24 protein-coding genes and 1 pseudogene are annotated in these 26874 nt (G+C 71.3%); 10 read left to right on the forward strand and 15 right to left on the reverse strand.

What is annotated here, in order from left to right:
• Positions 1–17: 17 nt before the first annotated feature.
• From ACIBG6_RS18515 to ACIBG6_RS18525, 3 genes are all read right to left on the reverse strand, one after another.
• The gene (locus tag ACIBG6_RS18515; protein WP_399223637.1) at positions 18–1034 is read right to left on the reverse strand and encodes a phosphotransferase; all 1017 of its coding nucleotides are present in this window, start codon (positions 1032–1034) and stop codon (positions 18–20) included.
• Between the two features lie 15 nt (positions 1035–1049).
• Positions 1050–1550 carry a pyridoxamine 5'-phosphate oxidase family protein gene (locus tag ACIBG6_RS18520; RefSeq protein WP_399223638.1) on the reverse strand — a complete coding sequence of 167 codons (501 nt, stop codon included), beginning with the start codon at positions 1548–1550 and terminating at the stop codon, positions 1050–1052.
• A 144-nt stretch (positions 1551–1694) separates the two neighbouring features.
• Complete coding sequence (locus ACIBG6_RS18525; RefSeq protein ID WP_399223639.1) at positions 1695–2354, reverse strand: response regulator; 660 nt, start codon at positions 2352–2354, stop codon at positions 1695–1697.
• 338 nt (positions 2355–2692) lie between these two features.
• Here ACIBG6_RS18525 and pdhA point away from each other — a divergent pair, with 338 nt between their 5' ends.
• The 6 genes and pseudogenes from pdhA to ACIBG6_RS18555 form a co-directional block, all read left to right on the forward strand.
• The gene (gene pdhA / locus ACIBG6_RS18530; RefSeq protein ID WP_329622403.1) at positions 2693–3886 is read left to right on the forward strand and encodes a pyruvate dehydrogenase (acetyl-transferring) E1 component subunit alpha; all 1194 of its coding nucleotides are present in this window, start codon (positions 2693–2695) and stop codon (positions 3884–3886) included.
• A 2-nt stretch (positions 3887–3888) separates the two neighbouring features.
• Positions 3889–4869, forward strand: coding sequence for an alpha-ketoacid dehydrogenase subunit beta (locus tag ACIBG6_RS18535; protein WP_399223640.1), 981 nt, complete (start codon positions 3889–3891; stop codon positions 4867–4869).
• A gap of 31 nt (positions 4870–4900) precedes the next feature.
• Positions 4901–6322, forward strand: a complete 1422-nt coding sequence (locus tag ACIBG6_RS18540) for a dihydrolipoamide acetyltransferase family protein (protein ID WP_399224012.1) — start codon at positions 4901–4903, stop codon at positions 6320–6322.
• A 101-nt stretch (positions 6323–6423) separates the two neighbouring features.
• Positions 6424–6906: a hypothetical protein gene (locus ACIBG6_RS18545; RefSeq protein ID WP_399223641.1), complete on the forward strand. Its 483-nt coding sequence runs from the start codon at positions 6424–6426 to the stop codon at positions 6904–6906.
• Between the two features lie 64 nt (positions 6907–6970).
• Entirely contained in the window at positions 6971–7612 is a 642-nt protein-coding gene (locus tag ACIBG6_RS18550) for a GntR family transcriptional regulator (RefSeq protein ID WP_399223642.1), read from the forward strand.
• A gap of 149 nt (positions 7613–7761) precedes the next feature.
• A pseudogene (locus tag ACIBG6_RS18555) lies at positions 7762–9045 on the forward strand (nitrate/nitrite transporter); the annotation flags it as partial.
• A 7-nt stretch (positions 9046–9052) separates the two neighbouring features.
• Here ACIBG6_RS18555 and ACIBG6_RS18560 read toward each other — a convergent pair.
• Positions 9053–9880, reverse strand: coding sequence for a maleylpyruvate isomerase family mycothiol-dependent enzyme (locus ACIBG6_RS18560; RefSeq protein ID WP_399223643.1), 828 nt, complete (start codon positions 9878–9880; stop codon positions 9053–9055).
• Between the two features lie 155 nt (positions 9881–10035).
• On the opposite strand from ACIBG6_RS18560, the gene ACIBG6_RS18565 reads away from it, so the two are divergent.
• Positions 10036–10839 carry a carbon-nitrogen family hydrolase gene (locus ACIBG6_RS18565; protein ID WP_399223644.1) on the forward strand — a complete coding sequence of 268 codons (804 nt, stop codon included), beginning with the start codon at positions 10036–10038 and terminating at the stop codon, positions 10837–10839.
• 21 nt (positions 10840–10860) lie between these two features.
• Here ACIBG6_RS18565 and ACIBG6_RS18570 read toward each other — a convergent pair whose 3' ends face one another.
• The 3 genes from ACIBG6_RS18570 to ACIBG6_RS18580 all read right to left on the reverse strand — a co-directional run bounded on the left by ACIBG6_RS18570 (position 10861) and on the right by ACIBG6_RS18580 (position 13380).
• Positions 10861–11160 carry a hypothetical protein gene (locus tag ACIBG6_RS18570; protein ID WP_329622409.1) on the reverse strand — a complete coding sequence of 100 codons (300 nt, stop codon included), beginning with the start codon at positions 11158–11160 and terminating at the stop codon, positions 10861–10863.
• Between the two features lie 107 nt (positions 11161–11267).
• A complete protein-coding gene (locus tag ACIBG6_RS18575; RefSeq protein ID WP_399223645.1) occupies positions 11268–11876 on the reverse strand; it encodes a hypothetical protein in 609 nt (202 codons plus the stop codon).
• A 43-nt stretch (positions 11877–11919) separates the two neighbouring features.
• Positions 11920–13380, reverse strand: a complete 1461-nt coding sequence (locus ACIBG6_RS18580; RefSeq protein WP_399223646.1) for a PLP-dependent aminotransferase family protein — start codon at positions 13378–13380, stop codon at positions 11920–11922.
• A gap of 63 nt (positions 13381–13443) precedes the next feature.
• Here ACIBG6_RS18580 and ACIBG6_RS18585 point away from each other — a divergent pair, with 63 nt between their 5' ends.
• Positions 13444–14715, forward strand: a complete 1272-nt coding sequence (locus ACIBG6_RS18585; RefSeq protein ID WP_399223648.1) for a trans-sulfuration enzyme family protein — start codon at positions 13444–13446, stop codon at positions 14713–14715.
• A 45-nt stretch (positions 14716–14760) separates the two neighbouring features.
• Here ACIBG6_RS18585 and ACIBG6_RS18590 read toward each other — a convergent pair whose 3' ends face one another.
• The 3 genes from ACIBG6_RS18590 to ACIBG6_RS18600 are packed head-to-tail and all read right to left on the reverse strand — an operon-like array spanning position 14761 to position 16340.
• Complete coding sequence (locus ACIBG6_RS18590) at positions 14761–15252, reverse strand: LURP-one-related/scramblase family protein (RefSeq protein ID WP_399223649.1); 492 nt, start codon at positions 15250–15252, stop codon at positions 14761–14763.
• 30 nt (positions 15253–15282) lie between these two features.
• A complete protein-coding gene (locus ACIBG6_RS18595) occupies positions 15283–16035 on the reverse strand; it encodes a hypothetical protein (protein WP_399223650.1) in 753 nt (250 codons plus the stop codon).
• A 2-nt stretch (positions 16036–16037) separates the two neighbouring features.
• Positions 16038–16340 carry a hypothetical protein gene (locus ACIBG6_RS18600; protein WP_399223652.1) on the reverse strand — a complete coding sequence of 101 codons (303 nt, stop codon included), beginning with the start codon at positions 16338–16340 and terminating at the stop codon, positions 16038–16040.
• A gap of 1347 nt (positions 16341–17687) precedes the next feature.
• Here ACIBG6_RS18600 and ACIBG6_RS18605 point away from each other — a divergent pair.
• Both ACIBG6_RS18605 and ACIBG6_RS18610 read left to right on the forward strand, forming a co-directional pair.
• Positions 17688–19229, forward strand: a complete 1542-nt coding sequence (locus ACIBG6_RS18605) for a recombinase family protein (protein WP_399223653.1) — start codon at positions 17688–17690, stop codon at positions 19227–19229.
• Positions 19230–19263: 34 nt separating this feature from the next.
• Positions 19264–21072 carry an NHL domain-containing thioredoxin family protein gene (locus tag ACIBG6_RS18610; RefSeq protein WP_399223654.1) on the forward strand — a complete coding sequence of 603 codons (1809 nt, stop codon included), beginning with the start codon at positions 19264–19266 and terminating at the stop codon, positions 21070–21072.
• Here the strand turns inward: ACIBG6_RS18610 and ACIBG6_RS18615 are convergent.
• The 5 genes from ACIBG6_RS18615 to ACIBG6_RS18635 all read right to left on the reverse strand — a co-directional run bounded on the left by ACIBG6_RS18615 (position 21069) and on the right by ACIBG6_RS18635 (position 26688).
• On the reverse strand, positions 21069–21413 hold the full coding sequence (locus ACIBG6_RS18615; protein ID WP_399223655.1) for a hypothetical protein: 345 nt from the start codon (positions 21411–21413) through the stop codon (positions 21069–21071). The genes ACIBG6_RS18610 and ACIBG6_RS18615 overlap by 4 nt on opposite strands.
• 86 nt (positions 21414–21499) lie before the next feature.
• Entirely contained in the window at positions 21500–23800 is a 2301-nt protein-coding gene (locus tag ACIBG6_RS18620) for a hypothetical protein (RefSeq protein WP_399223656.1), read from the reverse strand.
• 104 nt (positions 23801–23904) lie between these two features.
• Complete coding sequence (locus tag ACIBG6_RS18625) at positions 23905–24627, reverse strand: hypothetical protein (RefSeq protein ID WP_399223657.1); 723 nt, start codon at positions 24625–24627, stop codon at positions 23905–23907.
• 266 nt (positions 24628–24893) lie between these two features.
• Positions 24894–25232, reverse strand: a complete 339-nt coding sequence (locus ACIBG6_RS18630) for a hypothetical protein (RefSeq protein ID WP_399223658.1) — start codon at positions 25230–25232, stop codon at positions 24894–24896.
• Between the two features lie 148 nt (positions 25233–25380).
• Positions 25381–26688 carry a M18 family aminopeptidase gene (locus tag ACIBG6_RS18635; protein ID WP_399223659.1) on the reverse strand — a complete coding sequence of 436 codons (1308 nt, stop codon included), beginning with the start codon at positions 26686–26688 and terminating at the stop codon, positions 25381–25383.
• Positions 26689–26874: the final 186 nt, after the last annotated feature.

The raw sequence follows: 26874 nt of genomic DNA on the forward strand, positions 1-26874 counted from the left end.
CCCCGCCTCCCGCCCGCTCAGCCGGCGAAGGCGTCACGCACGGCGTCGTACTCCCGGGTCCACCAGACCGCCAGGGCCGACACCGCGGGAAACTGCGGGTCGGCCCTTCGGTCGTGCAGCTGGTAGCGCCAGCGCAGCGTCCAGAAGTCGTTGAGCCGCTCCCACCACACCCGGTGCGCCGCCGCGGCCAGCTCGGCACCGTCGGCGCCCGTCGCCCGCCGGTACGCCCGCGCGTACGCCCGCACCTTCTCCAGGGCCAGCTCGCCCCCGGGCCGTACGAAGAAGATGGCGGCCGCCCTGACCGCCTCTTCGGCCCGCGGGCGGACCCCGAGGCGGTCCCAGTCGACGATCGCGGCCGGCTCCGCGCCCCGGTAGAGCAGGTTCAGCGGGTGGAAGTCGCCGTGCACCCAGCCGGACGCGGCGGCCGGCGGCGGCCGGTGGTGGGCGTGCTGGGCGAGCAGCCGGCGGCGCTCCCGCAGCCGGTGCTCGGCGAGCGCGTCGAAACTGTCGTGGGGCCGGTGCGCGCGGGCGAGGCCGATCAGTTCCTCGATGGCACGGAAGGTGTCCTCGGGGCGGGCGCTCTCGTGGTCGTCCCCCGGCGGCGGGGACTCCATGACCCGTTCCAGACAGGTGTGGACGTGCCCCAGGAGCGCGCCGAGGCGGCGGGAGCCGCCGGTGGAGAGCTGGGTGCCGTCGCGGTGCCGGCCGTCGATCCATGGATGGAGGGCGTAGCAGAGGCCGTCGATGACCGCGACCGTACGGCCCCGGCTGTCGGCGAGAGGTGGGGCGACCGGCAGGCCAAGGGCGTGCAGGCGCTGGGTGGCGCGGTGCTGCCGGACGATGGTGGCGCGGTCGGCGGTGGGGGCGTCCAGGTGCTGCTTGAGGAAGTAGGTGCCGCGCGTGGTGGAGAGGCGGTAGCCGCGGTTGAGCAGGCCCTGGGTGACGGGTTCGCAGGCGAGGGGCTCGCCCGCGGCCGCGTAGCGGCGAAGGAGGGCGCCGACGGGCGGAGCGAGGGTTGCAGATGAGCGCGGCACTCCCCAAATGTTAGATCACGCTACGTGGTGGAGATGTCGCTCCAGGGAATGGTCCACGGGCCGCTCCGTGGAGTGGTCCATGGAGTGCAGCTCGACGGGGCGGCCGGCCGGCCCGGCGGCGTCCCCGGCCGAGTAGTCGAGCTCGTGCACGGTCACGAACTGCGGTTCGATCCGCATGTAGACCGGTTCGAAGGGCTCGTCGTCCACGGCCCGCGGCTCGGGCCCGAACGCCCCGAGCTGCTCCTCGGTCGGCTCGACGATCTCCGCCGTGCCCGTGAACTGCACGGACCAGATCTTCTCGGCCCCGGTGTTGAAGTTGTCCGCGCCGTACGCGACGACGCTGCCATTGCAGGCCCGGTGGTAGCCGAGTCCTCTGTGCATTCGGATCATGACGCGTCCGTCGGTCACGATGTGCCGGGCGGGCGCGACGAACGGCATCGCTCGCATGCTCGTCGCCACCCGGCCGTACGACACTCGGCCGAGCAATTCGATGGCGCGGATCTCCTCGGTGGACATGGCTTCCACTCTCCGCCACCGGCAGCGTGTCGGAAAAGGGGCCCCTGCCCCGCCTTCACGGGGACGTAGGTCCCGAATCCGGGCCGTCGGCCCCGGGCTGCTCCGTACGGGTGACGCACGGGCAGGCCAGGGGCCGCGCGGGCCTCAGTGGCGCTCGGCCTGGAGCCGTGCCACGTACGCCGCGGCCTGCGAACGCCGCTCCATGCCCAGCTTCGACAGCAGGCTGGAGACGTAGTTCTTGATGGTCTTCTCCGCAAGATGGAGCCGCTCGCCGATGACTCGATTGGTCAGGCCCTCGCCGATCAGGTCCAGGATCTTGCGCTCCTGGTCGGTCAGGTTGGCGAGCTTGTCGTCGCCCTTCGGGTTGTTGCCGTCGCGCAGCCGCTCCAGGACGCGGGCGGTCGCCACCGGGTCGAGCAGCGACTTGCCTGCCGCCACGTCCCGCACGGCGTTCAGCAGCTCGTTGCCCCGGATGGCCTTGAGGACGTATCCCGAGGCCCCGGCCATGATCGCGTCGAACAGCGCCTCGTCATCGGCGTACGAGGTGAGCATCAGGCATGTGATGCTCTCGTCCTGCGAACGGATCTCACGGCACACCTCCACCCCGCTGCCGTCCGGCAGCCGGACATCGAGCACGGCGACGTCGGGGCGGGTCGCAGGGATCCTGACCAGCGCGTCTGCCGCCGTCCCGGCCTCGCCGACCACCTCGATGTCGTCTTCCACGGAGAGCAGCTCGTGGACGCCGCGCCGGACGACTTCGTGGTCGTCCAGCAGAAATACCCGGATTTTTCCTTCTTCGCGCACCCAGTCAGTCTCACATATTGGCTCTTCCCGCGCCCGGGGTGCGCGGGATACCGTGCCGCTTGTTCCGACGACGGCGTCGGGCCGTTGTCCATGCGCTGACCAGGGCAGAGTCCCCCTTTTCTCGATTTACTTGGAAATCCAAGCAAAATCGCAGGTCAAGTGGGGTTTCGCAGGAATGGCGCACTATGGGTAACGTGCCTATGACGGCGCTCACCGGGACACCTGTCACGCCCGACCCCGGCCGCGTCGCACCCACCCCGTGCGAAGGCACGGAGAAGGCGGAGCCGCACTGGCCTGCCCGGCGAACCCGGGGGCCGGACCGACGGAGGAGCACGCACGTGACCGTGGAGAGCACTGCAGCGCGCAAGACGACGCGACGCAGCAGCGGCACCAAGCGCACCGCAAGCGCGAGCACGAGCACCACCAAGAAGACGAGCACGCGCGCCGAAGCGGTAGCGACGGAGCCCGAGCTCGTCCAGCTGCTGACGCCCGAAGGAGAGCGCGTCCAGCACCCCGACTACGACATCGACTTGAGCGCCGAGGAGCTGCGCGGTCTCTACCGCGACATGGTCCTCACCCGTCGCTTCGATGCCGAGGCCACGTCCCTCCAGCGCCAGGGCGAACTGGGCCTGTGGGCCTCCCTGCTCGGCCAGGAGGCCGCGCAGATCGGCTCCGGCCGCGCCCTGCGGGACGACGACTACGTCTTCCCGACCTACCGCGAGCACGGCGTCGCCTGGGTCCGTGGGGTCGACCCCACGAACCTGCTGGGAATGTTCCGTGGTGTGAACCACGGCGGCTGGGATCCCAGCACCAACAATTTCCACCTGTACACGATCGTCCTCGGCTCGCAGACCCTGCACGCCACGGGCTATGCCATGGGTATCGCCAAGGACGGCGCGGATTCCGCCGTGCTCGCGTACTTCGGCGACGGCGCCTCGAGCCAGGGCGACGTCAACGAGTCGTTCGTCTTTTCCGCGGTCTACAACGCCCCGGTCGTGTTCTTCTGCCAGAACAACCAGTGGGCCATTTCCGAGCCCACCGAGAAGCAGACCCGCGTCCCGCTCTACCAGCGCGCCGCCGGCTTCGGCTTCCCCGGCGTCCGCGTCGACGGCAACGACGTCCTCGCGTGCCTGGCCGTGACCCGCTGGGCGCTCGAGCGCGCCCGCAACGGCGAGGGCCCGACGCTCATCGAGGCGTTCACCTACCGCATGGCCGCCCACACCACCTCCGACGACCCGACGAAGTACCGCCGGGACGAGGAGCGCGAGGCCTGGGAGGCGAAGGACCCGATCCAGCGCCTCAAGACGTACATGGAGAACGAGGGCCACGCCGACGCGGCCTTCTTCGAGGAGCTGGAGGCGGAGAGCGAAGCCCTCGGCAAGCAGGTCCGCGAGGTCGTGCGCGCCATGCCCGTCCCGGAGCACATGGCGATCTTCGACAACGTGTACGCGGACGGGCACGCGCTCGTCGACGAGGAGCGCGCGGAGTTCGCCGCGTACCAGGCGTCCTTCGCGAACGGAGAGGCCGAGTAATCATGGCTGTTCAGAAGCTTCCCCTCGCGAAGGCGCTCAACGAGTCGCTGCGCAAGGCCCTGGAGACCGACCCCAAGGTCCTCGTCATGGGCCTGGACGTCGGCAAGCTCGGCGGTGTCTTCCGGATCACCGAAGGTCTGCAGAAGGACTTCGGCGAGGACCGGATCATCGACACCCCGCTCGCCGAGTCCGGCATCGTCGGCACCGCGATCGGCCTCGCGCTGCGCGGCTACCGGCCGGTCGTGGAGATCCAGTTCGACGGTTTCGTCTTCCCGGCGTACGACCAGATCGTCACCCAGCTGGCGAAGATCCGGGCCCGTTCGCTCGGCACCGTGAAGATGCCTGTCGTCATCCGCATCCCGTACGGCGGCGGCATCGGCGCCGTCGAGCACCACTCCGAGTCCCCCGAGTCGCTCTTCGCGCACGTCGCGGGCCTCAAGGTCGTCACCCCGGCGAACTCCTCCGACGCGTACTGGATGCTCCAGCAGGCCATCCAGAGCGACGACCCGGTCATCTTCTTCGAGCCCAAGCGCCGCTACTGGGACAAGGGCGAGGTCGACACCGAGGCCATCCCCGGCGAGCTCCACAAGGCACGGGTCGCCCGCGAGGGCACGGACCTCACCCTGGTGGCCTACGGCCCGATGGTGAAGACCTGCCTGGAGGTGGCCGAGGCCGCCGCCGAGGAGGGCAAGTCGATCGAGGTCGTGGACCTCCGCTCGATCTCCCCGATCGACTTCGACACCATTCAGGCCTCGGTCGAGAAGACCCGCCGCTTGGTCGTCGTCCACGAGGCGCCGGTGTTCTTCGGCTCCGGTGCGGAGATCGCCGCCCGGATCACCGAGCGCTGCTTCTACCACCTGGAGGCCCCCGTCCTGCGGGTCGGCGGCTACCACGCGCCGTATCCGCCGGCGCGCCTGGAAGAGGAGTACCTGCCGGGTCTTGATCGCGTGCTCGACGCCGTCGACCGCTCGCTGGCGTACTGAGGAGAGCACCGTGACGATCCGCGAATTCAAGATGCCCGATGTGGGCGAGGGCCTCACCGAGGCCGAGATCCTCAAGTGGTACGTCCAGGTCGGCGACACGGTCACCGACGGACAGGTCGTGTGCGAGGTCGAGACGGCCAAGGCCGCCGTCGAACTGCCGATCCCCTTCGACGGGACCGTGCACGAGCTGCGCTTCCCCGAGGGGACGACGGTCGACGTCGGCCAGGTCATCATCTCGGTGAACGTGGGCGGCGGGGACGCGCCCGAGGCTCCGGTGGCCGAGGCCGTCCCGGTGGTGGCGGCCCCCGCCGCCCCGGAGGCCGAGGACGACGAGCCCAAGGGCCGCCAGCCGGTCCTCGTCGGCTACGGCGTGGCCGCCAGCTCCACCAAGCGGCGGGCGCGCAAGGCCCCCGCGGGCACCGCCCCGGCCTCCCCGGCCGCCCCGGTCCAGGCGTCGCCCGTCGCCGTCTCCGTACCGGAGCAGCTCAACGGGCACGCGCCGGCCGGAGCCCGCCCGCTGGCCAAGCCGCCGGTCCGCAAGCTCGCGAAGGACCTCGGCGTCGATCTGGCGACGGTCACCCCGACCGGCCCGGACGGCATCATCACCCGCGAGGACGTCCACGCGGCGGCGGCTCCCGCTCCCGCGCCGGTCGTCGAGGCCCCGGCTCCCGTGGCCACTCCGGCTCAGGTCCCGGTCCCGGCTCCGGCCCAGGCGCCGGCTCCCGTCGCGGCGGCCGAGGTGTCGTCGGAGGCCCGGGAGACCCGTATCCCCATCAAGGGTGTGCGGAAGGCGACGGCGGCCGCGATGGTCGGTTCGGCGTTCACGGCGCCGCACGTCACGGAGTTCGTGACGTTCGACATCACGCGGACGATGAAGCTGGTCGAGGAGCTGAAGTCCGACAAGGACATGGCGGGCCTGCGGGTCAATCCGCTGCTCCTCGTCGCGAAGGCCGTGCTGGTCGCGGTGAAGCGAAACCCGGACATCAACGCGGCCTGGGACGAGGCGGCGCAGGAGATCGTGCTCAAGCGGTACGTGAACCTGGGCATCGCCGCGGCCACCCCGCGCGGTCTGATCGTGCCGAACATCAAGGACGCGCACGCGCAGACCCTGCCCGAGCTGTCGAAGTCCCTGGGCGAGCTGGTCTCCACCGCCCGCGAGGGCAAGACGACTCCGGCAGCCATGCAGGGCGGCACCTTCACGATCACCAACGTCGGCGTCTTCGGCGTCGACACCGGTACGCCGATCCTGAACCCGGGCGAGGCCGCGATCCTCGCGGTCGGTGCGATCAAGCTCCAGCCGTGGGTCCACAAGGGCAAGGTGAAGGCACGTCAGGTCACGACCCTGGCGCTGTCCTTCGACCACCGCCTGGTCGACGGCGAGCTCGGCTCGAAGTTCCTCGCGGACATTGCCGCGATCCTGGAGCAGCCGAAGCGGCTCATCACCTGGGCGTGATCTCCCTGATGAGGTAGGCGGGTTCGCCCGTTTCACGTGAAACATCCGGTGACGACATCCGGTGGTGGCATCTGCCGCCACCGGATGTTTGGGTAGAGGGCATGGACCTCCACCTCGAACCGCCGCACGGCGCCGGGCCCATACGCCTGGGCATGAACCTCGACGAGGCGGAGGCCGCCGCGACGCCTTGGGGCGAGCCCCGGATCCGGCTCCGTCCCGGGACGCGGCGCGCCTCCCTCTCCACGTCCTGCGCGGGCGTGGGCGTCGAGGTGCTCCTTGAGGAGGAGGACACCGTCACGGCCGTCGAGTTGTGGTGGCCGGGCGAGGGGAAGGAGACGCCCACGCGCGTGCTCCTCCACGGGCAGGACGTCTTCCGTACGCCCGCCGACGCCATCTTCGACGTCCTCGCGGGTCAGGGGTGGCGCGTCCACGACGGCGCCGGCGAGGACCCGTTCGTGGCCGGTCTGTCACTCGGCTTCACACGCCGCACCTCGCAGGAGGTGCCGCGCGGACCCGGCGGTCTCCCCATGTGTTTCACCTCCGTCCTGGTCGGCGGCGAGGGCTACTACGACTTCCGGATCTAAGGGCCTCCGTCCGCATCCTGGACGACGACTCCTGTTGCACCTCTGTTGTATCTAAGCTGTACGCATGGCATCCGCACCCCCAGCCGCAGACCGCGTCTACATGCACGTCAAGCAGGCGGTGCTCGACCGTCGTTACGAGGGCGGCACCCTGCTCACCGAGGGGGAGCTCGCGCTGGCGGTGGGGGTGTCGCGGACCCCCGTCCGCGAGGCGCTGCTCAAGCTGGAGATGGAAGGGCTGATCAAGCTCTACCCGAAGAAGGGCGCCCTCGTCCTGGCCGTCTCCGCGCAGGAGATCGCCGACGTCGTCGAGACCCGGCTGCTCGTCGAGGAGTTCGCGGTCCGCCGGGCCGTGCCCGCGTCCGCCGCGCTGATCGAGCGGCTCGAAGAGCTCCTGGAGGAGCAGAAGCAGCGCGCCGAGGCCGGGGACCTCGCCGAGGTCGCGATCACCGACCGCTGCTTCCACGCCGAGATCGTCCGTCACGCCGGCAATCAGATCCTCGCCCGCCTCTACGACCAGCTCCGCGACCGTCAGCTCCGCATGGGCGTCGCCGTGATGCAGTCCCAGCCCGACCGGATCGCCAAGAACATCGCCGAGCACGCCGAGATCCTCGACCGGATCCGCGCCGGCGACGTGGAGGGCGCGGCCCACTGCGTCCGCCAGCACCTCACCTGGGTCAAGGTCCTGGTCCGGGGTGAGGACCGGTGAACCCCGACAAGGGGAAGGGACGGGCCCGCCGCGGCCGGAACGCGAACCGAAGCGGGAAGGGGAACGCAAAAGGGAACAGGAACCGGACAGGGAACGGGAACCGGACAGGGAACGGGAACCGGAACGGGAACGGGTACGGCTCCGCCGTCACCCTCCCCGGCGACCCGCCCGGCGGCCGCCGGGCCGCCCTCGTCTGGGGCGTGGGCGTCGCCGTCTACTTCGTCGCCATCATCTTCCGCACGTCCCTGGGCGTCGCCGGACTCGACGCCGCCGACCGCTTCGACGTCAACGCCTCCGCGCTCTCCACCTTCTCCATACTCCAGCTGCTCGTCTACGCGGGCATGCAGATACCCGTCGGGCTCATGGTCGACCGGCTCGGCACCAAGAAGGTCCTGACCCTCGGAGTCCTGCTCTTCACCCTCGGCCAGCTGGGCTTCGCGCTCTCGCCCACCTACGGCACGGCGCTCGCCTCCCGCGCGCTCCTCGGCTGCGGCGACGCCATGACCTTCATCAGCGTCCTGCGGCTCGGCAGCCGCTGGTTCCCCGCCCGCCGCGGCCCGCTCATCGGCCAGGTCGCCGCGCTCTTCGGCATGGCCGGCAACCTCGTCTCGACCATCTTCATCGCCCGCGCCCTGCACGGCCTCGGCTGGACGACCACCTTCGTCGGCAGCTCGCTCGCGGGTGTCCTCGTCCTCGTCCTGCTGCTGCTCTTCCTCAAGGACCACCCCGAGGGGTACGAGCCCGAGCCTGTCCGGCACGCGGGCGCCGCCTTCGTCCGCCGCCAGATCGCGGAGTCGTGGCGGGAGCCCGGCACCCGGCTCGGCATGTGGGTCCACTTCACGACCCAGTTCCCGGCCATGGTGTTCCTGTTGCTGTGGGGGCTGCCGTACCTCGTCGAGGCGCAGGGACTGTCCCGCGGCACGGCGGGCGAGCTGCTGACCCTCGTCGTCCTCTCGAACATGGTCGTCGGCCTCGCGTACGGGCAGATCATCGCCCGCCACCACAACGCCCGCCTCCCGCTCGCCCTCGGTACGGTCGCGGCCACCGCGCTGCTGTGGGGGGCCACCCTCGCGTACCCCGGTGACCACGCCCCGATGTGGCTGCTGATCACCCTCTGTCTGGTCCTCGGGTCCTGCGGACCGGCCTCGATGATCGGCTTCGACTTCGCGCGCCCGGCCAATCCGCCGGAGCGTCAGGGCACCGCCTCGGGCATCGTCAACATGGGCGGTTTCGTCGCCTCGATGACGACGCTGCTCGCCGTCGGCGTGCTGCTCGACGCGACCGGTGGCGACTACCGGATCGCGTTCTCGTCCGTCTTCGTCCTGGAGGCGTTCGGCATCGTGCAGATCCTGCGCCTCAAGGCCCGCACCCACCGCAGGGAGCGGGAGCGGCTCGTCGCGAGCCGCGTGGAGGCCGTGCACGTACCGGCGTGAAGCCGTTCTAGCGGGGCGTCACCGCGAAGTTGTCGAGGATCGCGCGCGCCAGGTCCTCGTCGCCCTCCGCCTTGACCCGGTCGGCGACGTCGGCCGGCCGGACGCGACCGCAGGCGAGCCGTACGAACGTCTCCCAGTCCGTCGCGAGCGTCACCGCCGGGCCCAGCGAGGGCGCCCCGTCGACCGTCCCCCGGCCCTCCGCGTCGACCCGCACCGTCCGCAGGAACTCCACCGGACCGGTCACGTCGAGCACCACCGCCGAGGAGGCGGGCGCCCCGGCGTCCTTGGCGACCACCTTCGGCAGTGCCTCCAGGAGCACGTCCCGGGTGATGTGCGCGCCGGCCGAGTCCAGGTTGCCCGGCACGCCGAGCGCGACCCGCAGGTCCTGCTCGTGCACCCACACGTCGAAGGCGCGCATCCGGTAGGCCAGTTCGAGGGACTGCTCGGCGCCGAGGGGGGCGCGGATCAGGTGGTCGGGGGAGCGGTTCTCGTTGCGGAGCTGGCGGGCCCTGCGGATGAGGATGTACTCCAGCTCCGAGGTCATCTCCGGCGCGGTGTGGTGCCGTCGCACATCGACCTGGACTTCCATGTAGCGGGCGAAGTCACTGCGTACGTGGTACAGATCGCGCGGCAGGGAGTGGATCGGGCGCGGGTCGCCCAGCATCTCCGTCTCCATGCCGATGACGTGGGAGACGATGTCCCGTACCGACCAGCCGATGCACGGGGTCGGCCGGTTCCACTCGCCCTCCACGAGCGGCTGCACCAGCTCGGCTATCGCCTCGATGGAATGGGTCCAGGCGTCGGCGTAGTTCTGGAGGCTGGGATGGACGGTCACGGGACCCCTCGGCGGTTCTTCGGTGCGCGGGCTGAAAACACGACTGGGTGGGAGGCTCGGACGCTAAGTTACGCTGCCCGAAGGCACCCCGGCAGTGCTTTCGTGTGACGATCGTAGGCCGGTGTTGACGGCTCGAATGCCAGGACGGTGGTAGTGTGCGCGCCTCGCTGATCCAGATCGCGGTAGACCCGGACGAACCGGTCGACGCCCGACGGGCCCGCGTGGCCCGTCTCGTACGGGAGGAATCCGGCCACGCCGACCTCGTCGTCCTCCCCGAGCTGTGGCCCATGGGGGCCTTCGCGTACGAGCAGTTCGCCGCCGAGGCCGAGCCGCTGAACGGCCCCACGCACCGGGCGATGGCGGATGCCGCGCGGGACGCCGGGGTCTGGCTGCACGCCGGATCGTTCGTCGAGGCGGAGGGCGGCGCCCTCTACAACACCTCGCTCGTCCTCTCCCCCGACGGCGAACTCGCCGCCTCCTACCGCAAGATCCACCGCTTCGGCTTCGACAAGGGCGAGGCGGTGATGATGGCCGCCGGGGAGGACCTGGTCACCGTCGACCTGCCGCACCTCACGCTCGGCGTCGGCACCTGCTACGACCTGCGCTTCCCCGAGCTCTTCCGCGGTCTCGTCGACGCGGGCGCCCAGGCGTTCGTCGTCCCCGCCGGCTGGCCGGCGCGCCGCCGCGAGCACTGGACGCTCCTCGCCCGGGCGCGGGCGGTCGAGAACCAGGCGTACGTCCTCGCCTGCGGGACCGCCGGCACCCATGCGGGCGTCGAACAGGCCGGGCACTCGATCGTCGTCGACCCGTGGGGCGAGGTCCTCGCGGAGGCGGGCCCGGACGAGGAGATCCTGCGGGTCGTCCTCGACCCGGCGAAGGTGACGACGACGCGCGAGCAGTTCCCGGCGCTCAAGGACCGCGTCCTGGGCATCGCGGCGCCGCGCGTCCGCCGCGCCTGAGGCGGCCGGGCGGTCGGGCGGTCAGCTGTCGGGCGTGAGCGCGGCGAGGCCCTTGCTCAGGTCCTCCCCGTTCATGACCGGCGTGTAGGAGATCTTGGCGCCGAGTTGGAGGAAGAAGGGCTCCGAGATCTTCGGCATCTGGGACGGGTCGGCCAGGTCGAAGAAGATGAAGGCGGTCCTACAGCCGTCCTGGGCCGTGAAGTAGGCGGCCTCGGGTCGGAGCTCCGCCATGGCCTTCTCCACGATCTTCTGCAGGGTGCCCTGCTTGATGGCCTCGTTGGAGGCCTGGGTGTCCATCTGGACCTTCAGCAGCATGCGCATGACGCGGCCTTTCCGACCGGGCAGGCGCTCCGTTCGGTACGCACCCTCGACACCCGGACGCGCTCACTTCCAGCCTCTCTCCTCCAGCCCGGCGGGACCACTCGGGCCTAGGCCTGCGCCTCCGCCCACAGCCGGCCGACGCGGGAGAAGCCCGCGCGGACCGCACCGCCCCGGGTGAGCGCCGCGCGGTCCACCCCGGCGAAGATCAGCGCCAGGGACACGTCCGCGGCGCCCGCCCGGCCCGACACCGTGACGTCGAGACGTCGCCGGCTCCCGCGCCCCGCCCCGCGGACCGACACGGTGACCCCCGGGTCCTCGGCGTCCGCGGCGCGCTCCAGCGTCCAGGAACGCCGGTCCCGCGCCCACAGGCGGTAGTGGTCGCCGCCGTACCGGAGCTGGAGCGCCCGCTGACGGGCCGTCGCGCCGAGCCGGTTGCGGGTCATGGAGACGTGGGCGTCGCCGACGCGGAGGGTCGCGCGGTTCAGGGTGGGCAGCCGGATCGTCTCCGTGTGGATGCCCCGCGCCTCGTACGACGCCGGCGGGAGCAGACCGCCCCGCAGCTCCGAGACGACGACCTCCTGCACGGTCTGCCGCAGCGGCGCCTCCACGGTGATCTCGCCGAACTCGGCGGAGGCGCCGCGCCAGCCGGCCCTCCGCTCGTACCCCTTGCCCTCGCGCCACGGGCGCAGCGCGAACGGTGTGACGGCGGTGTGCATGGCGCCCCCTGATATGCCTCGGTCGTCAGATGTGCCTCGGTCGTCAGACGACGATCGCATGGAGGGACGCGCGCTCCGCCTCCGGGTCCGGGGCGTACTCCGTCCAGGCCGCCGCCAGTCTCCGTACCGCCTCCGTGAGGACCTCGGGCGGTGCGAGGAAGTGGAGTCGGAGGTGGCGGAGGCTGCCGCCGAGGGCGTCCGTCGTGGCGCCCGGGAGGACGCCGACGCCGTGCCGGAGGGCGAGTTGGGCGAAGGAGACGCCGTCGCCGTGCGGGAGCCGCACCCACAGGGTCTGGCCGCCGGTCGCCGGCGCGCAGGACCAGGACGGCAGCCGCCGGGCGAGCTCGGCCCTGAGGTGGTCGTGCCCCGCCCGTACCGCCGCCGTGCGGGCGGCCAGGACCGGGGCGAAGTCGTCGAGGAGGCGGGTCGCGGCGAGTTGGGACGGGAGGTCGCTGCCCAGGTCGTGGAGGGCCTTGAGCCGGGCGAGGCGGGCGATCAGCGGCGCCGGACCCCGTACCCAGCCGATCCGCAGCCCGCCCCACACGACCTTGCTCAGCGACCCGACCGCGATCACCTCGCCGTAGGAGGAGAGCGACGGCTCCCCTTCACCGGGAGTGAAGGCGAGGTCGGCGAGGACCTCGTCGTCGACGAGCGGCACGCCCAGCGCGTTCGCCGCCTCGACGAGCCGGCGGCCGGCGAGCGGCGGCAGGACCGTCCCGGTGGGGTTCTGGAAGCGGGGCACGACATAGGCCAGGGCCGGACGGTGACGTTCCATCACCCGTACCGCATCCGCCACGTCCACACCGTCGGGGCCCACCGCCACCGGCAGCGGCACGGCCGCCGCCTCCCGGAAGAGGTCGAGCGCCCCCGGGTACGTCGGCGCCTCCACCAGCACCCCGTCGCCGGGCGCGAGCAGCAGCCGGGTGAGGAGCGAAAGGCCCTGCTGGGCACCGGTGGTGACGAGGATCCGCTCCGGACCGGTCGGCACGCCCCGCGCCGCGTACCGCGCGGCGACCGCCGCCCGCAGCGCGCCGAGCCCGGCCGGGTGGTAGCCGAGGTCCGCGTCCGGCAGGACGAGCGAGCGGTACGCCTCCGCCAGCTCGGGCGGCGGCTGCGAGGGCGCGGCGCAACTCAGCAGGATCACGTCGTCGGGCGCCTCCAGGAGGTGCAGGAAGAGCGGGTTCGACGTTTCGGTCACCCGGGGCCGTTCCGGCGCGAGCGCCGCCCGGGCGACCCGGGTGCCGCTGCCCTGCCGGCGTACGAGCCGCCCCTCCTGGCGGAGGGTGTCGTAGGCGGCGACGACCGTCGTACGGCCCACGGCGAGGGCCGTCGCGAACCGCCGGTCCGGCGGCAGCCGCGTGCCGGGCGGCAGCGCGCCCTCGTCGATCAGCCGGCGCAGCCGGGCGGCGAGCAGGAGGTAGAGCGGGCCGCGCCCGGCGGACCAGCGGCCGAGCCGGGCGACCAGCGCGTCGATCGTGTCGGGGGAGAGACTGATTGGCTCCATCGCCGAACCAATCTGCCGGGATTGGACCTGGGAAGGCAAACGGCCGGTCCACAGACTGGGCACATGAGCCACGCCGACTCCGCAGCCGCCTTCCCCTCTCCCGAGACGATCCGCCCCGAGGCGGGGATCCGTCCCGAGCCGGGGATCCGTTCCGAGCCGGGGATCCGCCCCGAGACTCTCGCCGTCCACCCGCCCCACGTCGAGATCACCGGCAGCAGGCCGCTCGGCGTGCCCCTCCACCAGGGTCACGTCTTCGCCTTCGACTCGGCCGACGCCCTCGCCGAGGCCTTCACCTCCCCCGACGCGTTCATGTACAGCCGTCACGGCAACCCCACCGTCCGCACCCTGGAGAACGCCGTGGCCCGCCTCGAAGGCGGGGCCGCCGCCCTCTCCTTCGCCTCCGGCATGGGCGCCGTCAACGGCGTCCTGCACGCCCTGCTCGGCAGCGGGGGCCATGTCGTCGCCCAGACCTGCCTGTACGGCGGTACGTACGCGGTGCTCACCGACCTCGCCACGCGCTGGGGCGTCGACGTCACCTACGTCTCCGGTACGGACCCGGAGGAGGTGCGGGCGGCCCTGCGCCCCGAGACCCGCCTCCTCTACCTGGAGACCATCGCCAACCCGACGACCCGCGTCTCCGACCTGCCCGCGCTCGCCGCCGTCGCGGGCGAGGCCGGGGTGCCGGTCGTCGTCGACAACACCTTCGCCTCCCCGCTGCTGTGCCGGCCCCTCCACCACGGCGCCGACATCGTCGTGCACTCCGCCACCAAGTACCTCGCGGGCCACGCCGACGTCCTCGGCGGCGTCGCCGTCTTCAAGGACCCCGACCTCCACCGCGACGTCCGCCGCCACACGGTCGAACAGGGCGCGTCCACCGACCCGTTCGCCGCCTGGCTCACCCTGCGCGGCATGCAGACCCTGTCGCTGCGCATCGCGCGCCAGTGCGCGAACGCCGCCGAGCTCGGCGCCCGGCTGGAAGCGCACCCGGCGGTCACGGCCGTCCGCCACCCCGCCCTCGCGAGCCACCCGGACCGGGAGATCGCCGAGCGGCTGCTGCCGGACGGGGGCGGCGGCGTGATCTCGATCGACCTCGCGGGCGGCCGGGAGGCGGGCCGGACGTTCGTCGAGGCGGTACGGGTGGCGTCGCTGAGCGTCTCCCTGGGCGACGTGAAGACCCTGGTGATGCACCCGGCCTCCACCTCGCACCACCAGCTCGACGCCGAGGCCCTGGCGGCGGCGGGCATCGGGCCGGGCACGGTCCGGATCTCGGTCGGCATCGAGCACGTCGAGGACCTGTGGACGGACCTGGAGCAGGCCCTGGCCAAGGCCATGTAGGCCATGTACGCGGCGTGAGGCCGTGCAAGGCCATGTGAGGAACGGTCAGTCCTCGCGCTCCCGCTCCGCCATCCGGATCACGCACACGGCCACCCCGACGAGCAGCGCCGCGTCCGCGTCCTCGCGGACCACGTTCACGGCGTACGTCTCGCGGACGTGGAACCACTGCCGGGAGATGTGGGCCAGGAGCTCGCCGTCGTACTCGACGGTGAACTCCCGGTCCAGGATCCGTCCGCTGACGTCCAGTTCGGTGCCCTCGACGAGGGTCACCCGGTAGTGGTTGCGCAGGAGCGAGAGCCGTTTGCGGCGGATGCTCGCGAGGGGGCGGTCGTCCCGCTCGATCGTCATCGCGTCCCGGAGGCTGAACATCTTCTGGCGCAGGGCGATGAGGACCCGCCCGTCGGGGTCCTTCAGCTCCAGGGTGTCGCGCAGCCGCATGGCCTTGCCGTCGACGAGGAAGGCGTGGCGGCCCTGCTCGTCCTCGATCCAGTAGTCGTCGCCGATCGCGAAGATCTTGTCCCGTACGAGATATTTCACGCGGATATGCCTGCCCCGTGATCGCTCGGCTCACGCCGAGAAATAGCGGACGAAGGCGTCCGGGGTCGCGCCGAGCGTCTCGCCGAAGGGCGAGTCGAGCTGATGGATCAGCAGCACCGTGAACGCGATGAAGCCGGAAAGGCCCATCACCATCACCACATGGGTCGTGCTCCTCTTGATCCCGAAGAGGAACATGAACGCCAGCGTCAGTGCGCCGCCGATGATCAGGCCCGTCCACAGCACCGGGGAGAGCCGCTCCTGCGCCGCCGCCTCCCGGCCGCGCCGCGCGTCGTCGACGTAACCGAGCTGGGCGAGCACCTCCTGAGCGGCGATGTGCTCGGACACCTTGTCGGAGTCGGACACCTCGCTCGCGCGCCGCAGCTGTTCGAGCATCGCCCAGCCGGAGGCGTCGAGGGGCTCGCGGGCGGCCATCGCCGGCCACTCGACGCCGACGACGTGGTTCGCGTACGAGCGGGCGGCGTCGCGCAGCGGCTGCCGATGGCCGGCGGGGAGCGCGTCGGCGAGCAGGTACGTCTGGTGCAGGGCGCTCGCCTCGGCCTGGACGTGGTCGGCGGCGGAGGAGCGGGTGTCCCAGACGGAGACCAGGCAGAGACCGAGCACGACGGCGTAGAGGACCGACACCATCATGGCGATGTACTCGGCGACGTCCTCGCGCGGTTCCTCGTCGTCGCCGACCGGGAAGAGCCTGGTCTTGGCGACGACGGCGAGGGCGGCGACGAACGCGACGCCGAGGACGACGACGAGCGTCTCGAACAGGGCCATGGTCAGCCCCGCCGGTTGCCGAGGAGGGCCGCGGCGATCGCGGCGGGGATCAGGAGCAGCAGCAGGGTGATCACGATCCCGAGCTCGTGCGCCTCCCGGCCGCGACGCCGCAGCCGCCCGAGGAAGCTCTCGTTGTCGAGGACGGCGGCGCGGCGGGCGGTGGGGGTAGGGGTGGTGCCGGTCCGCTCACCGGCGACGGGTCGGGTGTCGTCCGGCCCGACGGCGGGCGGTGCCGGCGGCGGAGGGGGAGGCGGAGCCGGTACGGGAACGGCCCCGGCGGCGACCCCCGCGCCCCCGGGAGCCACGACCGCACCTGCCGCAGCCTCCGCACCGCCCGCAGCACCCCGCGGAATCGCGGGAGCCCCCGCAGCCCCGGCAACTTCAGCGGGCCCAGTGGCCCCAGACGGCCCAGACGGCCCAGTGGGCCCAGACGGCCCAGCGGCCCCAATGGGCCCAGAGGCCCCGGACGTTCCAGTGGCTCCAATGGGCCCAGCAACCCCCACACCCCCAGGAGCACCTGGAACGGCACGGCCCCCCGACGCCCCACCGCTCCCCAGCCGATTCGCCTTGGGCGCCGCAACGCTCGCGCGTCGCGGAAGCGTGAACACCGCCGAGGACCGGGCGGTGAGCGTCGGAGCGCGGAGGCGCTCGCCGCCGGGCCCGTAGGTGGTGACCCGGTCGCTGCCGGAGGCGAGTCCGGTGCTCCGGTGGGTGCCGGGCGGCCGCCGCACGACGGCCGTACAGCGGGCCGAGGCCCCGGGCGCGAGTACGGCGACGGTCCCGCTGCCCGCCCCGCAGTCGAGGGCCCCGGGCGCAAGCCCCAGCCCCGGGTCCCCGACGCGTACCGCGTGGACGGCCCGGTTGCCACGATTGGTCACGAGGTACGAGACGCTGACCGACCCCGACCCCGACACCACCCCCGCCCCCAGCCCCCGCCCCCGCCCCGCGCCCGAGCCCGCACCCGCTCCCGGGACCGTGACCCGCTCGGTGAGGCGGAGGCCGCCGGCGACCCCGGTGTACCCGGTGCGGGCGGTCGCGGTGAGCCGCCGCCGCAGCGACGGGATGTCGCCCTGGACGCGCGCGGTGGCCCGGTGTGCCCCGCCGGCCGCCGGGAACCGGGCGACGCACTCCAGCTCCCCGAGCGCGGCGAGCGTGCGCCCGGGGCAGCGCACGGCCCCGGGGGGCACCGCCGGATCGACGACCCGGACCCCGTACAGATGGGCCTCCCCGCTGTTCATGAGGCGGTACCGCTTCACGACCTGCGCCCCGACCCGTACGGCAGGCGGCCGCACCCCACTGTGCGCCCGCCCGTTCACGGTCACGGTCATCCGCAGCGCCCCGTCCCCGACCCCACCCGCCGCCCACGCCCCCGGCAGCCCGGGCAGAGCCAAGCTGGGCAGGACGAGCAGCCCCACCAGCAGTCCGCCTCTCACCCGATGGCGGTAATAATCCGATGATCTGCCCACGTGCGTCATGGGGGCCATGCTCGCCAACCCCACCCCACCGTCCCCGCCCAAGACACGCCTCCCCGCCCCGCCCGGCCCCCACTTTCCACTCGTACGGCACCCTGCCGATATCACGAGAAAAACGCTTCTGTCCCCTATTGCTCGAGAAAGGCAAGAGAGTCCCGGCTGCGTGGACACGCTGAATGTGTGCATCAGAAGACGATCTGTGACCTGTACCTCCGTCTGTCCCTCGACCGGGACGGCAAGACCGCAATCGAACGGCAGGAAGCCGACTGCCGTGCCTGGGCCGAACGCAACGGCCTGACTGTCCGCAAGGTCCATATGGATAGAGGGCGTTCTGGCTACAAGACCGTTGAGCGCAAGGGCTTCGACGCCGCGCTGGCGGCAGTCGCTGCGGGAGTTGTCGGCACGCTCATCGTCTGGAAACTGGACCGGCTGTCCCGCAAGGGGATCGGCCAGGTCGGCAAGGTGCTGGACGACATTGAGAAGGCCGGTGGCCGCCTCGTCTCTGTCCTGGACCGTCTCGACACCTCGAACGACTCGACGCGCGTGGCTGTCGCGATGCTCGCCGAGCTCGCCCGGTCCGAATCGAAGAATCTCGGCGCGCGCGTCGGCCATGCCAAGCGCTACCTGCGCAGCAAGGGGCAGTGGATCGGCGGACAGCCTCCTTACGGACTGCTCGTCGACACGAAGACGAAGAAGCTCACCCACGACCCGGAGTGCGCTGTCTATGCCCGTCTGATCGCGGACGAAGCGCTCGCCGGAACATCGCTGGTCAAGATCGCCCGACTTCTCAATGAGCACGACATCCCGTCGCCCAGGGGTGGGCAGTGGAATGCGGCCAGCATCATGCAGCTCCTGCGATCCCCGGCGTTCGCCGGCCTGATGCCGGAGACCGAGACCGTCGAGACGGACGACGGTGAGCGGAAGTACACGGGCAGGGTCTTTCCGTACCGCGACCCCGAGACACTCGAAATGGTCGGGATCGGCGAGGGGATTATCACGGTTGGAGAGCGTGAACGGATCATCCGCACGTTGGAATCGAGAACGTTCGTCCATGCGGGAAAGCGCCGCCCGAAGCCCGCGGGGACGGCCCTTCTCACAGGACTTGTCTACTGCGCAGTTCCTGGCTGTGGTCGCCGGATGCACTGTGTGGGCGGCAGCTACCAGTGCATGGCGCGGCGCGCGGGCAACCAATGCGTCGGAGCGTCGGCGCTGGCCGGGACGGTCGACCGGTACGTGACCGAACAATTCCTTACCAAGCTCCCGTCCCTTGAACCGGACGATCCTCTGCTCGCCGCGATCGCGGATCGCTGGGTGCGCCGTGCGGACCCGGAGACCTTCGCGAAACGCGATGCGCTCACGGGCGAGATCCAGGATCAGGAAGCCCGCCTGGCTGATCTGGAGGACGCGCGCTACGTACGTGGCGAGTTCAGCGGAACCTCAGCCGTGGAGCGCTACGCCCGGCTCTCGGAGCGCCTGAAGGGGCGCATCGAGGGGCTTCGCACGGAACTCCGCAAGCTCCCCGTGCCGTCCGTGGACGTGTCGCCGATGCTTGATGGCGTCACCCTGCGCGAGGCGTGGACCGACACGACGGACGAGGCCCGGCGCGAACGGCTGTCGCTCGCCATGGACCGTGTTGAGGTGAGCAAGGGGGCGCGCGGGCAGAGGATCGTTCCGGAGCAGCGCATTCGGATCCATTGGGCAGGCGACGCCGTACAGGCGTGATCCGGCGTTCACGGCCGGATGGCAAGCTTGAAGCATGAACGATGTCGCCCCGGCGCATACCCCCGCGCCCGAGCCCCGCCGACGTGCCCGTGTCCGTGCCCCCGAGCTGATCGGCAAGGGTGGCTGGCTCAACACCGGAGGCAAGGAGCTCACCCTCGCCGACCTACGAGGTAAGTGCGTTATTGTTGATTTTTGGACCTTTTGCTGCGTGAACTGCCTGCATGTCCTCGACGAGCTGCGTGACCTGGAGGAGAAGCACCGGGACACGCTGGTCATCGTCGGTGTGCACTCGCCGAAGTTCGTGCACGAGGCCGAGCACCAGGCCGTCGTCGATGCCGTCGAGCGGTACGAGGTGCATCACCCCGTGCTCGACGACCCGGAGCTCGCGACCTGGAAGCAGTACGCCGTCCGGGCCTGGCCGACGCTCGTCGTGATCGACCCCGAGGGGTACGTCGTCGCCCAGCACGCCGGTGAGGGGCACGCCAACGCGATCCGGACGCTCGTCGAGGAGCTGGAGGCCGAGCACGAGGCCAAGGGGACGCTGCGGCGCGGGGACGGGCCGTACGTGGCGCCGGAGCCCGTCGCCACCGATCTGCGGTTCCCCGGCAAGGCGGTCCTGCTGCCGTCCGGGAACCTCCTCGTCTCCGACACCACCCGACACCAGCTCGTCGAGCTCGCGGCGGACGGGGAGACCGTCGTGCGGCGGATCGGCGAAGGGGTGTTCCGGGAGCCGCAGGGCCTCGCGCTGCTGCCCGACGGCAAGGTCGTCGTCGCCGACACCGTGAACCACGCCCTGCGCGTGTTCGACCCGGAGAGCGGGGCGATCGAGCTCGTCGCCGGCACCGGAAAGCAGTGGTGGCAGGGGTCGCCCACGTCCGGGCCGGCCCTGGAGGTCGACCTGTCCTCGCCGTGGGACGTCGCCTGGTGGCAGGGCAAGGTGTGGATCGCCATGGCCGGCGTCCACCAGATCTGGACGTACGACCCCGAGAGCGGGACCGTCGAGGTCGCCGCCGGGACGACGAACGAGGGACTCGTCGACGGCCCCGCCGCCGAGGCCTGGTTCGCGCAGCCGTCCGGGCTCGCCGCCACCGGGGACCGGCTGTGGATCGCCGACTCCGAGACCAGCTCCGTGCGCTGGATCGACACCGAAGGAGTCGTGCACACGGCCGTCGGCACCGGGCTCTTCGACTTCGGCCACCGCGACGGCGCCGCCGGCCAGGCCCTGCTCCAGCACCCGCTGGGCGTGACCGCCCTCCCCGACGGCTCGGTCGCGATCAGCGACACGTACAACCACGCCCTGCGCCGCTTCGACCCGGCGACGGGCGAGGTGACGACGCTCGCCACCGATCTGCGCGAGCCGAGCGGCGCCGTGCTCGTCGACGGCGACATCGTGGTCGTCGAGTCCGCCCGGCACCGGCTGACGCGGCTCCGGCTGCCCGAGGAGGCCGTCCAGGTCGAGTCGGTCGCCCACCGCACCAAGCGCGAGGCGACGGAGGTCGCCCCCGGCCGCCTCCGCCTGGATGTCGTCTTCCAGGCCCCGACGGGCCAGAAGCTCGACGACCGCTACGGCCCGTCGACGCGGCTCCTGGTCTCCTCGACCCCGCCGGAGCTGCTGCTCGGCGGCGAGGGCACGGGCACGGACCTCTTCCGGGAGCTCGACCTCAACCCGGAGCTGACCGAAGGCGTCCTGCACGTCTCCGCGATGGCCGCGTCCTGCGACGACGACCCCGCCAACGAATACCCGGCCTGCCACGTCCATCAGCAGGACTGGGGCGTCCCGGTGAAGATCACGGATACGGGCACGGCCCGCCTCCCCCTGATCCTCGCGGGCATGGACGCCTAACGCACGATCCCCTGGTTCCTGGACGGGCGCCCCGCAGCCCCGTCCAGGCACCCGGCCACCCACGCCGCCGGGTCGTGGACGGCCCGTTCGCCGCCCATCCCTTGCCGCTCCATGAGCGCGCACTCCCCGGCGAGCAGCGCCTTCGTGCGCGAGCCGTCGACGTCGTACCCGCGGATGCGGGAGGCCAGGATGTAGCCGCCCTCGTACGCGATGTCCGTGCCCCACGGCGGCCGGTCGTCGTACCGGGCGATGACGACGCCCGCCGCCGCCGCGGCGAGCGCGACGGCGGCGGTGATACCGGTGACGAACTTCCCCCGGGACGGGCCCTCGTGACGGTGCATGAGGACGAGGCTGCCGGGCGGGGGCTTTCCCGGATGTTTCGCGTGGACGGCCGTGTCCGGCCACGGCCGTCCAGGGACGCCGCAGATCAGGACAGGAGGTCCTCCGAGTCCTCCGAGCCTTCCGGATCATCGTCCTGGTGCTGGTCGTCGGTGATCTTCCGGCGCAGGTTCTCCATGTCGGTCTGCATGCCCAGCAGCAGTTTGTGCAGGTCGTCGAGGAGGGCCAGCGGCACGAGGGGGGTGTGCGCGCCGATCTCCGGCTCCAGGTAGAGCAGGTGGTCCAGGGAGTCCCGGGCCGCCTGGACATGGAGGCGGAGGTGCTTGCGGTGCTCGGCCGCGCGCTGGCTGGGAGGAAGGAGAGCGGATTCCTCCGTCCGTGGTGCCGGAACCTCTTCGTAGGGCAGGAAGGCGTCCTCGTACGTTCCGGACTCCGAGTCCGGTGCGCTGACCCGGATTCCGGTGTCCTCCTCCCGGTCCGACGCGGTCTCCGGCCCGGCCGGCGGAGTGTCGAAGGGCAGGGCGGGCTTCGGCGCGCGACCGGGGTCGGACGCCGCCACGACGTCCCATTCGTAGAGCATCTCCGGCACGCCCTCGCGGGTCCGGGCGATCTTGTCCTCGGCCTCCAGGTCGACCCGGAAATAGATGTAGGGCGTGCTGGTGGAGCCGGTCGTCTCCTTTCCGATCAGACTCCGCTTGGTGACCGAGTTCTGCGGGAGGTCGTCACTCCGGAACGTGTTGGCGACCGTCGCCAGGGTCCAGAGGCCCAGTTCGTTGTCCTGCCGCGAGAGCCCCTCGATGACGCGGTGCACGTCGGAGCGGAACGGGACTCCTCCCTTCTCCTTGGCAACGCCGAGCGACGAACCCACGTTCCGCGTCAGGAGCTTGTCCGCGATGAGCGCCACCCCACCCGCGACGGCCAGGGTGCAGCGGGCGTCGACGTCGCCCCGCATGGCGGGTTCCACCAGCGTGGTGAAGTCGGTCGTGGGCTGGGGGGTCCACTCGTCGGTGACGGCGCTGGTCAGCACACCACCGTTGTTCCACGCGTTGCGCGCCTGCTTGGTGACGAGCTTCTTCTGGGAGCGCCACGGCAGGTCGATCACGGGTCCGAGGAGTTCACCGAAGCCCTTCACGCTCATGCGCTGGCCGCCCTTGATGGCCTTGGCCTGGTCCTTCAGCACGTCGAGGAGGTCGGGCTGGGTCAACGCGCTCACGAGGTACACGGCGCGCCACAGCGCGGTGGCCGGAGGTGCGGTGTCGGCGCCGAACAGCTCGGGGAGTGTGTCCACGCCGATGCGCCCGACGGCGAGGCCGTACACGTCCTGGAGCTGGGCCGTGCTCCAGCGCGGGTCCCCGGTCTGGATGACCCGCTTGAGTGCCCGGGTGATGACCTCCACGTTCTGGGCTGCCGCGTCCCACTGCTTGAACTCGACGTGGATGGAGGCGAGTACGGAACGGATGGCGTCGTCGAAGAGGTCCTCCGGGGACAGGAGGCGGCCCGCGTGGCCGTCGATGCCGACGGCGATCTGGGCCGGGACGACGTAGGACTGGAAGATCTGCGCGGTGCGCGGGCCGGGCGCCAGGCTGCCGGCCTCCTCGTCGAACTCCTTGCGGAGCTCTCCGCGCCAGTTCTCCCGGGCCTCGGAGAGCTGTCGTCCCAGGTCAGAGCCACTGGAGAGGCTGCCGGAGATATCGCCGAGCAGGGCGTCTCGGGCGAGGGCGGCGGCCTCTCCAGCGTCGGCGCCGGGTCCGGCGAGGACGGCCCAGGCACTCGCGAGCCGCGTGATGCCGTCCCTCACGGCGAGCACGTGGAACGACTCGGTGTCGTCCTCGAAGGTGATCTCCACGGGGTGGGCGATCAGGTTGCGGGTCACCGACCGGGTCAGGATGGATGTGGCGTAGGAGTTGATCGAGAGGGTGGCGTGGATGGTCTGCCACACGTGGTTCCGCAGGTGCGTGAGGTCCTTGTAGCGGTACTGGACGATGGCGCTGGGCCGACCGTCATGGGTGAGGCCGTGGACCTGCGGGTCTGGCACCTCCATGACCTCCATGCCCGTACGGGGCTGGGGGCCGGGGAACAGTTCGCTCGTCAACACCCGGGTCACGGCCGAGTGCAGGGTCGCTCCCTCCACGTTCTCGACCAGAAGCACGCCGGAGGGGTCCTCGGTGGTGGGGCGGAGCTGTACGGCCAAGGCATCCGGCCGCGTTGTGGTACGGGCTATCGCCGCCAGAGCCGCGTCCGGAAGGCGCACTCCCGGATTGCTCCGCGCGGCCTCGGTGACGAGGCTTACCTGCTCCGCGGTGGGTTCCTGGGGGAGCTGACGGCCGATGTTGGAGACCTGGATCGTCTCTCCTCCCCAAGGGACTTCGAGGGAGAGGGGGGTGGGCATGCCGGTGGACACGGTGATGGACCTCCGCGGTGATGGGACGGGATGGCGAGGCATACCCCCGGGGGGTGCCGAGTGGTGTGAACTCGGCACCCCCAAGGAGCGGTTCAGGGCGACAGGATGATCGGGTGGGCCGCACCGGGCGGCGGCAGCGCGGGCAGACGGGGGTCGGCGGTGTCGGTCCCGCGAGTGCGGAACTGGTGGCTGGCCCACGTGTGGTGCTGTGCGAGGACGAGGGGAAGACGCGCCTCGGGCTGGGGGCAGGGAAGCCTCGTGAGCAGCGGCGAGTCCGGCGAGAGAGGAGCCGCTCCCTTCGGTGCGAGGTGGTACCAGACCAGCCCGCAGCTCGTGCGGATCAGCGCAAGCGTCACTCCCCCATCCGTGACGCGGTGGTGAACCAGCCAGTCCAGGGCGGCGCCGATCGCGCGGTCGATGTGCGCCTTACCGGTGTGGAAGACGGTCGCCGCGGCCGGGGAGAGGGCGTTGAGAAGGTCGAAGAAGCCCGCGGCCGTGGTGTACCGGTGGCTCAGGTGCCGGGTCGGCCGGGGCCTCTTCATCTCCTTGAGGTGCATGCTGATCCCGTCGTTGAACGAGATCAGCTCCGGGAGAGGGATCTCCAAGGCGGACATCGTCCGACCCGACCGGCCGCGGGAGCCGCCGAGGTAGAGGGCTCGCCAGGGCGGCTCGTCGTGGGGCGGCTGCAGCAGCCCGTCGTTCGCCCGCTTCGTCGGGTCGTTCGCCGGGGTGCCCCCCGGCTTGTGGTCGTGGCTGCCCAAGGGCGAGTCATACGCCGCGAGGTGGGGGGAACCCCGGTGGCCTGCGCTGTTCATGAGGACTCCAGGTCTGACGTAGTGGCAGTAGGTGTGGCCAACTCGCACTGCGCACATGTCAGTTCAGCTGGTGGTCACACTTCGACCATGTCAGCCGCAAACGTAAAACTCAACGGCATAACTGGAGTTGAGATTCCTCGTGAGTCGCTCGCCTGTACGAGGTTCGGCGATCAAGGCCTGATGGGAGGGCGTGGAGGGCGACGCTCCGGCATGGAGGGCTGCTGGAGATCTCCACATGCGGGCGAAGAGCTTCCGGTTGTGCGCCGTCAGATCAACCCCGCCTTAGCCTGCGGGTAGTTGTCGAACAGCTTCGGAATGGGGTTCGCGCCGAGCTTCTCAAGATTTGCGAGAACTGTGGCGACATAGACGACTTCACCCAGGACGTCGCTCTTCTGGATGATCCATACATACTCGTTCTCTGATGTCGGAAGAGTGCGAGGAAGTGTGACTAGGTCGAGTTTGTCAAGCTCTGCACTGATCTGCTCGCATAGTTCGCTGCTCAGCCGGATCCTATCCCGGGCCGCGTACTTCTTGATGAAGCGCATGCTGAGTCGCTTGGCGCCATCGTCGGCCTCGACGGCGTGCTTGATAATTGTGAGGTCCATAACTCAGTAACTTACTGAGTTATGGACGGGGGTGGGAAGAGGGAGAGTCACTCGACCTCTCGAACCCGCAACTTCGTCCCGAAAAAGGTACCGCTCCCGGTGCGTGCGGCACCGGGAGCAGACGAACGCCCCTGGGGGTGTGGGGAGTTCAGCCCTCCAGGAAGGCGACCAGCGCGTTCGCGAGGAGGTACGGGTCGTCGGCGCCGCAGAGTTCGCGGGCGCTGTGCATCGAGAGGATCGCGACGCCGATGTCGACGGTCTTGATGCCGTGGCGGGCGGCGGTGATCGGGCCGATCGTCGTGCCGCAGGGCATGTCGTTGTTGGAGACGAACGACTGCCAGGGCACGCCCGCCTTCTCGCAGGCGGCGGCGAAGACGGCCCGGCCGCTGCCGTCGGTGGCGTACCGCTGGTTGACGTTCACCTTGAGGATCGGGCCGCCGTTGACGCGCGGGTGGTGCGTCGGGTCGTGGCGCTCCGCGTAGTTGGGGTGGACGGCGTGGCCCGTGTCGGAGGAGAGGCAGACGGTGCCGGCGAAGGCGCGGGCCCGGTCCTCGTAGGCGCCGCCGCGGGCGTAGACCGAGCGCTCCAGGACGTTGCCGAGCAGCGGGCCCTGGGCGCCGGTGTCGGCCTCGGAGCCGTTCTCCTCGTGGTCGAAGGCGGCGAGGACCGGGATGTACGGGAGGTCGTCGCGGCCCGCGAGGGAGGCGAGCGCGGCGACGGCGGCGTGGACGGACAGGAGGTTGTCCATGCGCGGTCCGGCGAGGAGCTCGCGGTCGCGGCCCAGGTAGGCGGGCGCCTCGACGGGGTGGACCATGAGGTCCCAGCCGGTGACGTCCTCGGCGTCGACGCCGGCCTCGGCGGCGACGAAGGAGATCAGGTCGCCCTCGTGGACCTTGCCGATGCCCCAGATGGGCTGCATGTGGCGCTGACGCTCCAGCTTGAGGCCGTCGTTGGCGCCGCGGTCGAGGTGGATGGCGAGCTGCGGGACGCGCAGCAGCGGCCGGTCCACGTTGACGAGGTGGTGGCTGCCGTCGCGGAGGGTGAGGCGGCCGGCGAGGCCGAGGTCGCGGTCGAGCCAGGTGTTGAGGAGCGTCCCGCCGTAGATCTCGACGGCGACCTGACGCCAGCCCTGGGCGCCCATGTCGGGGCGGGGCTTGACGCGCAGGTTGGGGGAGTCGGTGTGGGCGCCGACGATCCGGTACGGGGTGTGGGCGGCGGCGCCCTCCGGCACGTACCAGGCGATGATCGCGCCGCCGCGGATCACGTACTTCCCGCCGCTCGTCCCGTCCCACTCGGCGGTCTCCTCGACGCGCCGGAAGCCGGCCTTCTCCAGGCGTGAGGCGGCGCTCGCCACCGCGTGGTACGCCGACGGGGAGGCCGTCAGGAAGGACATGAGGTCATCGGTGTGACCGCGGTCGAAGGGGCCGGCCGTGGGGCGGGAAGCTGCGCTGCTCATGGGCCCCACCTTACGCAGCACGGCTCCTGAGGGGCCGGTGGGTACCGGCGCCCACATGGGCCCGGCGAGTGAGTCGAAGGGGCGCGGCCGGGGGAACGGTCCCGAGCGCGCGGAGGCCCCGACGGAGGAGGGGTCGAGCACGGTCGGGGCCGTGAGCCCGGCTGGAGCGCCCCGGAGGCGAACCGA

Origin of the sequence: Streptomyces sp. NPDC050842 (genome assembly GCF_044456565.1) — a bacterium.
Lineage (GTDB): Bacteria > Actinomycetota > Actinomycetes > Streptomycetales > Streptomycetaceae > Streptomyces.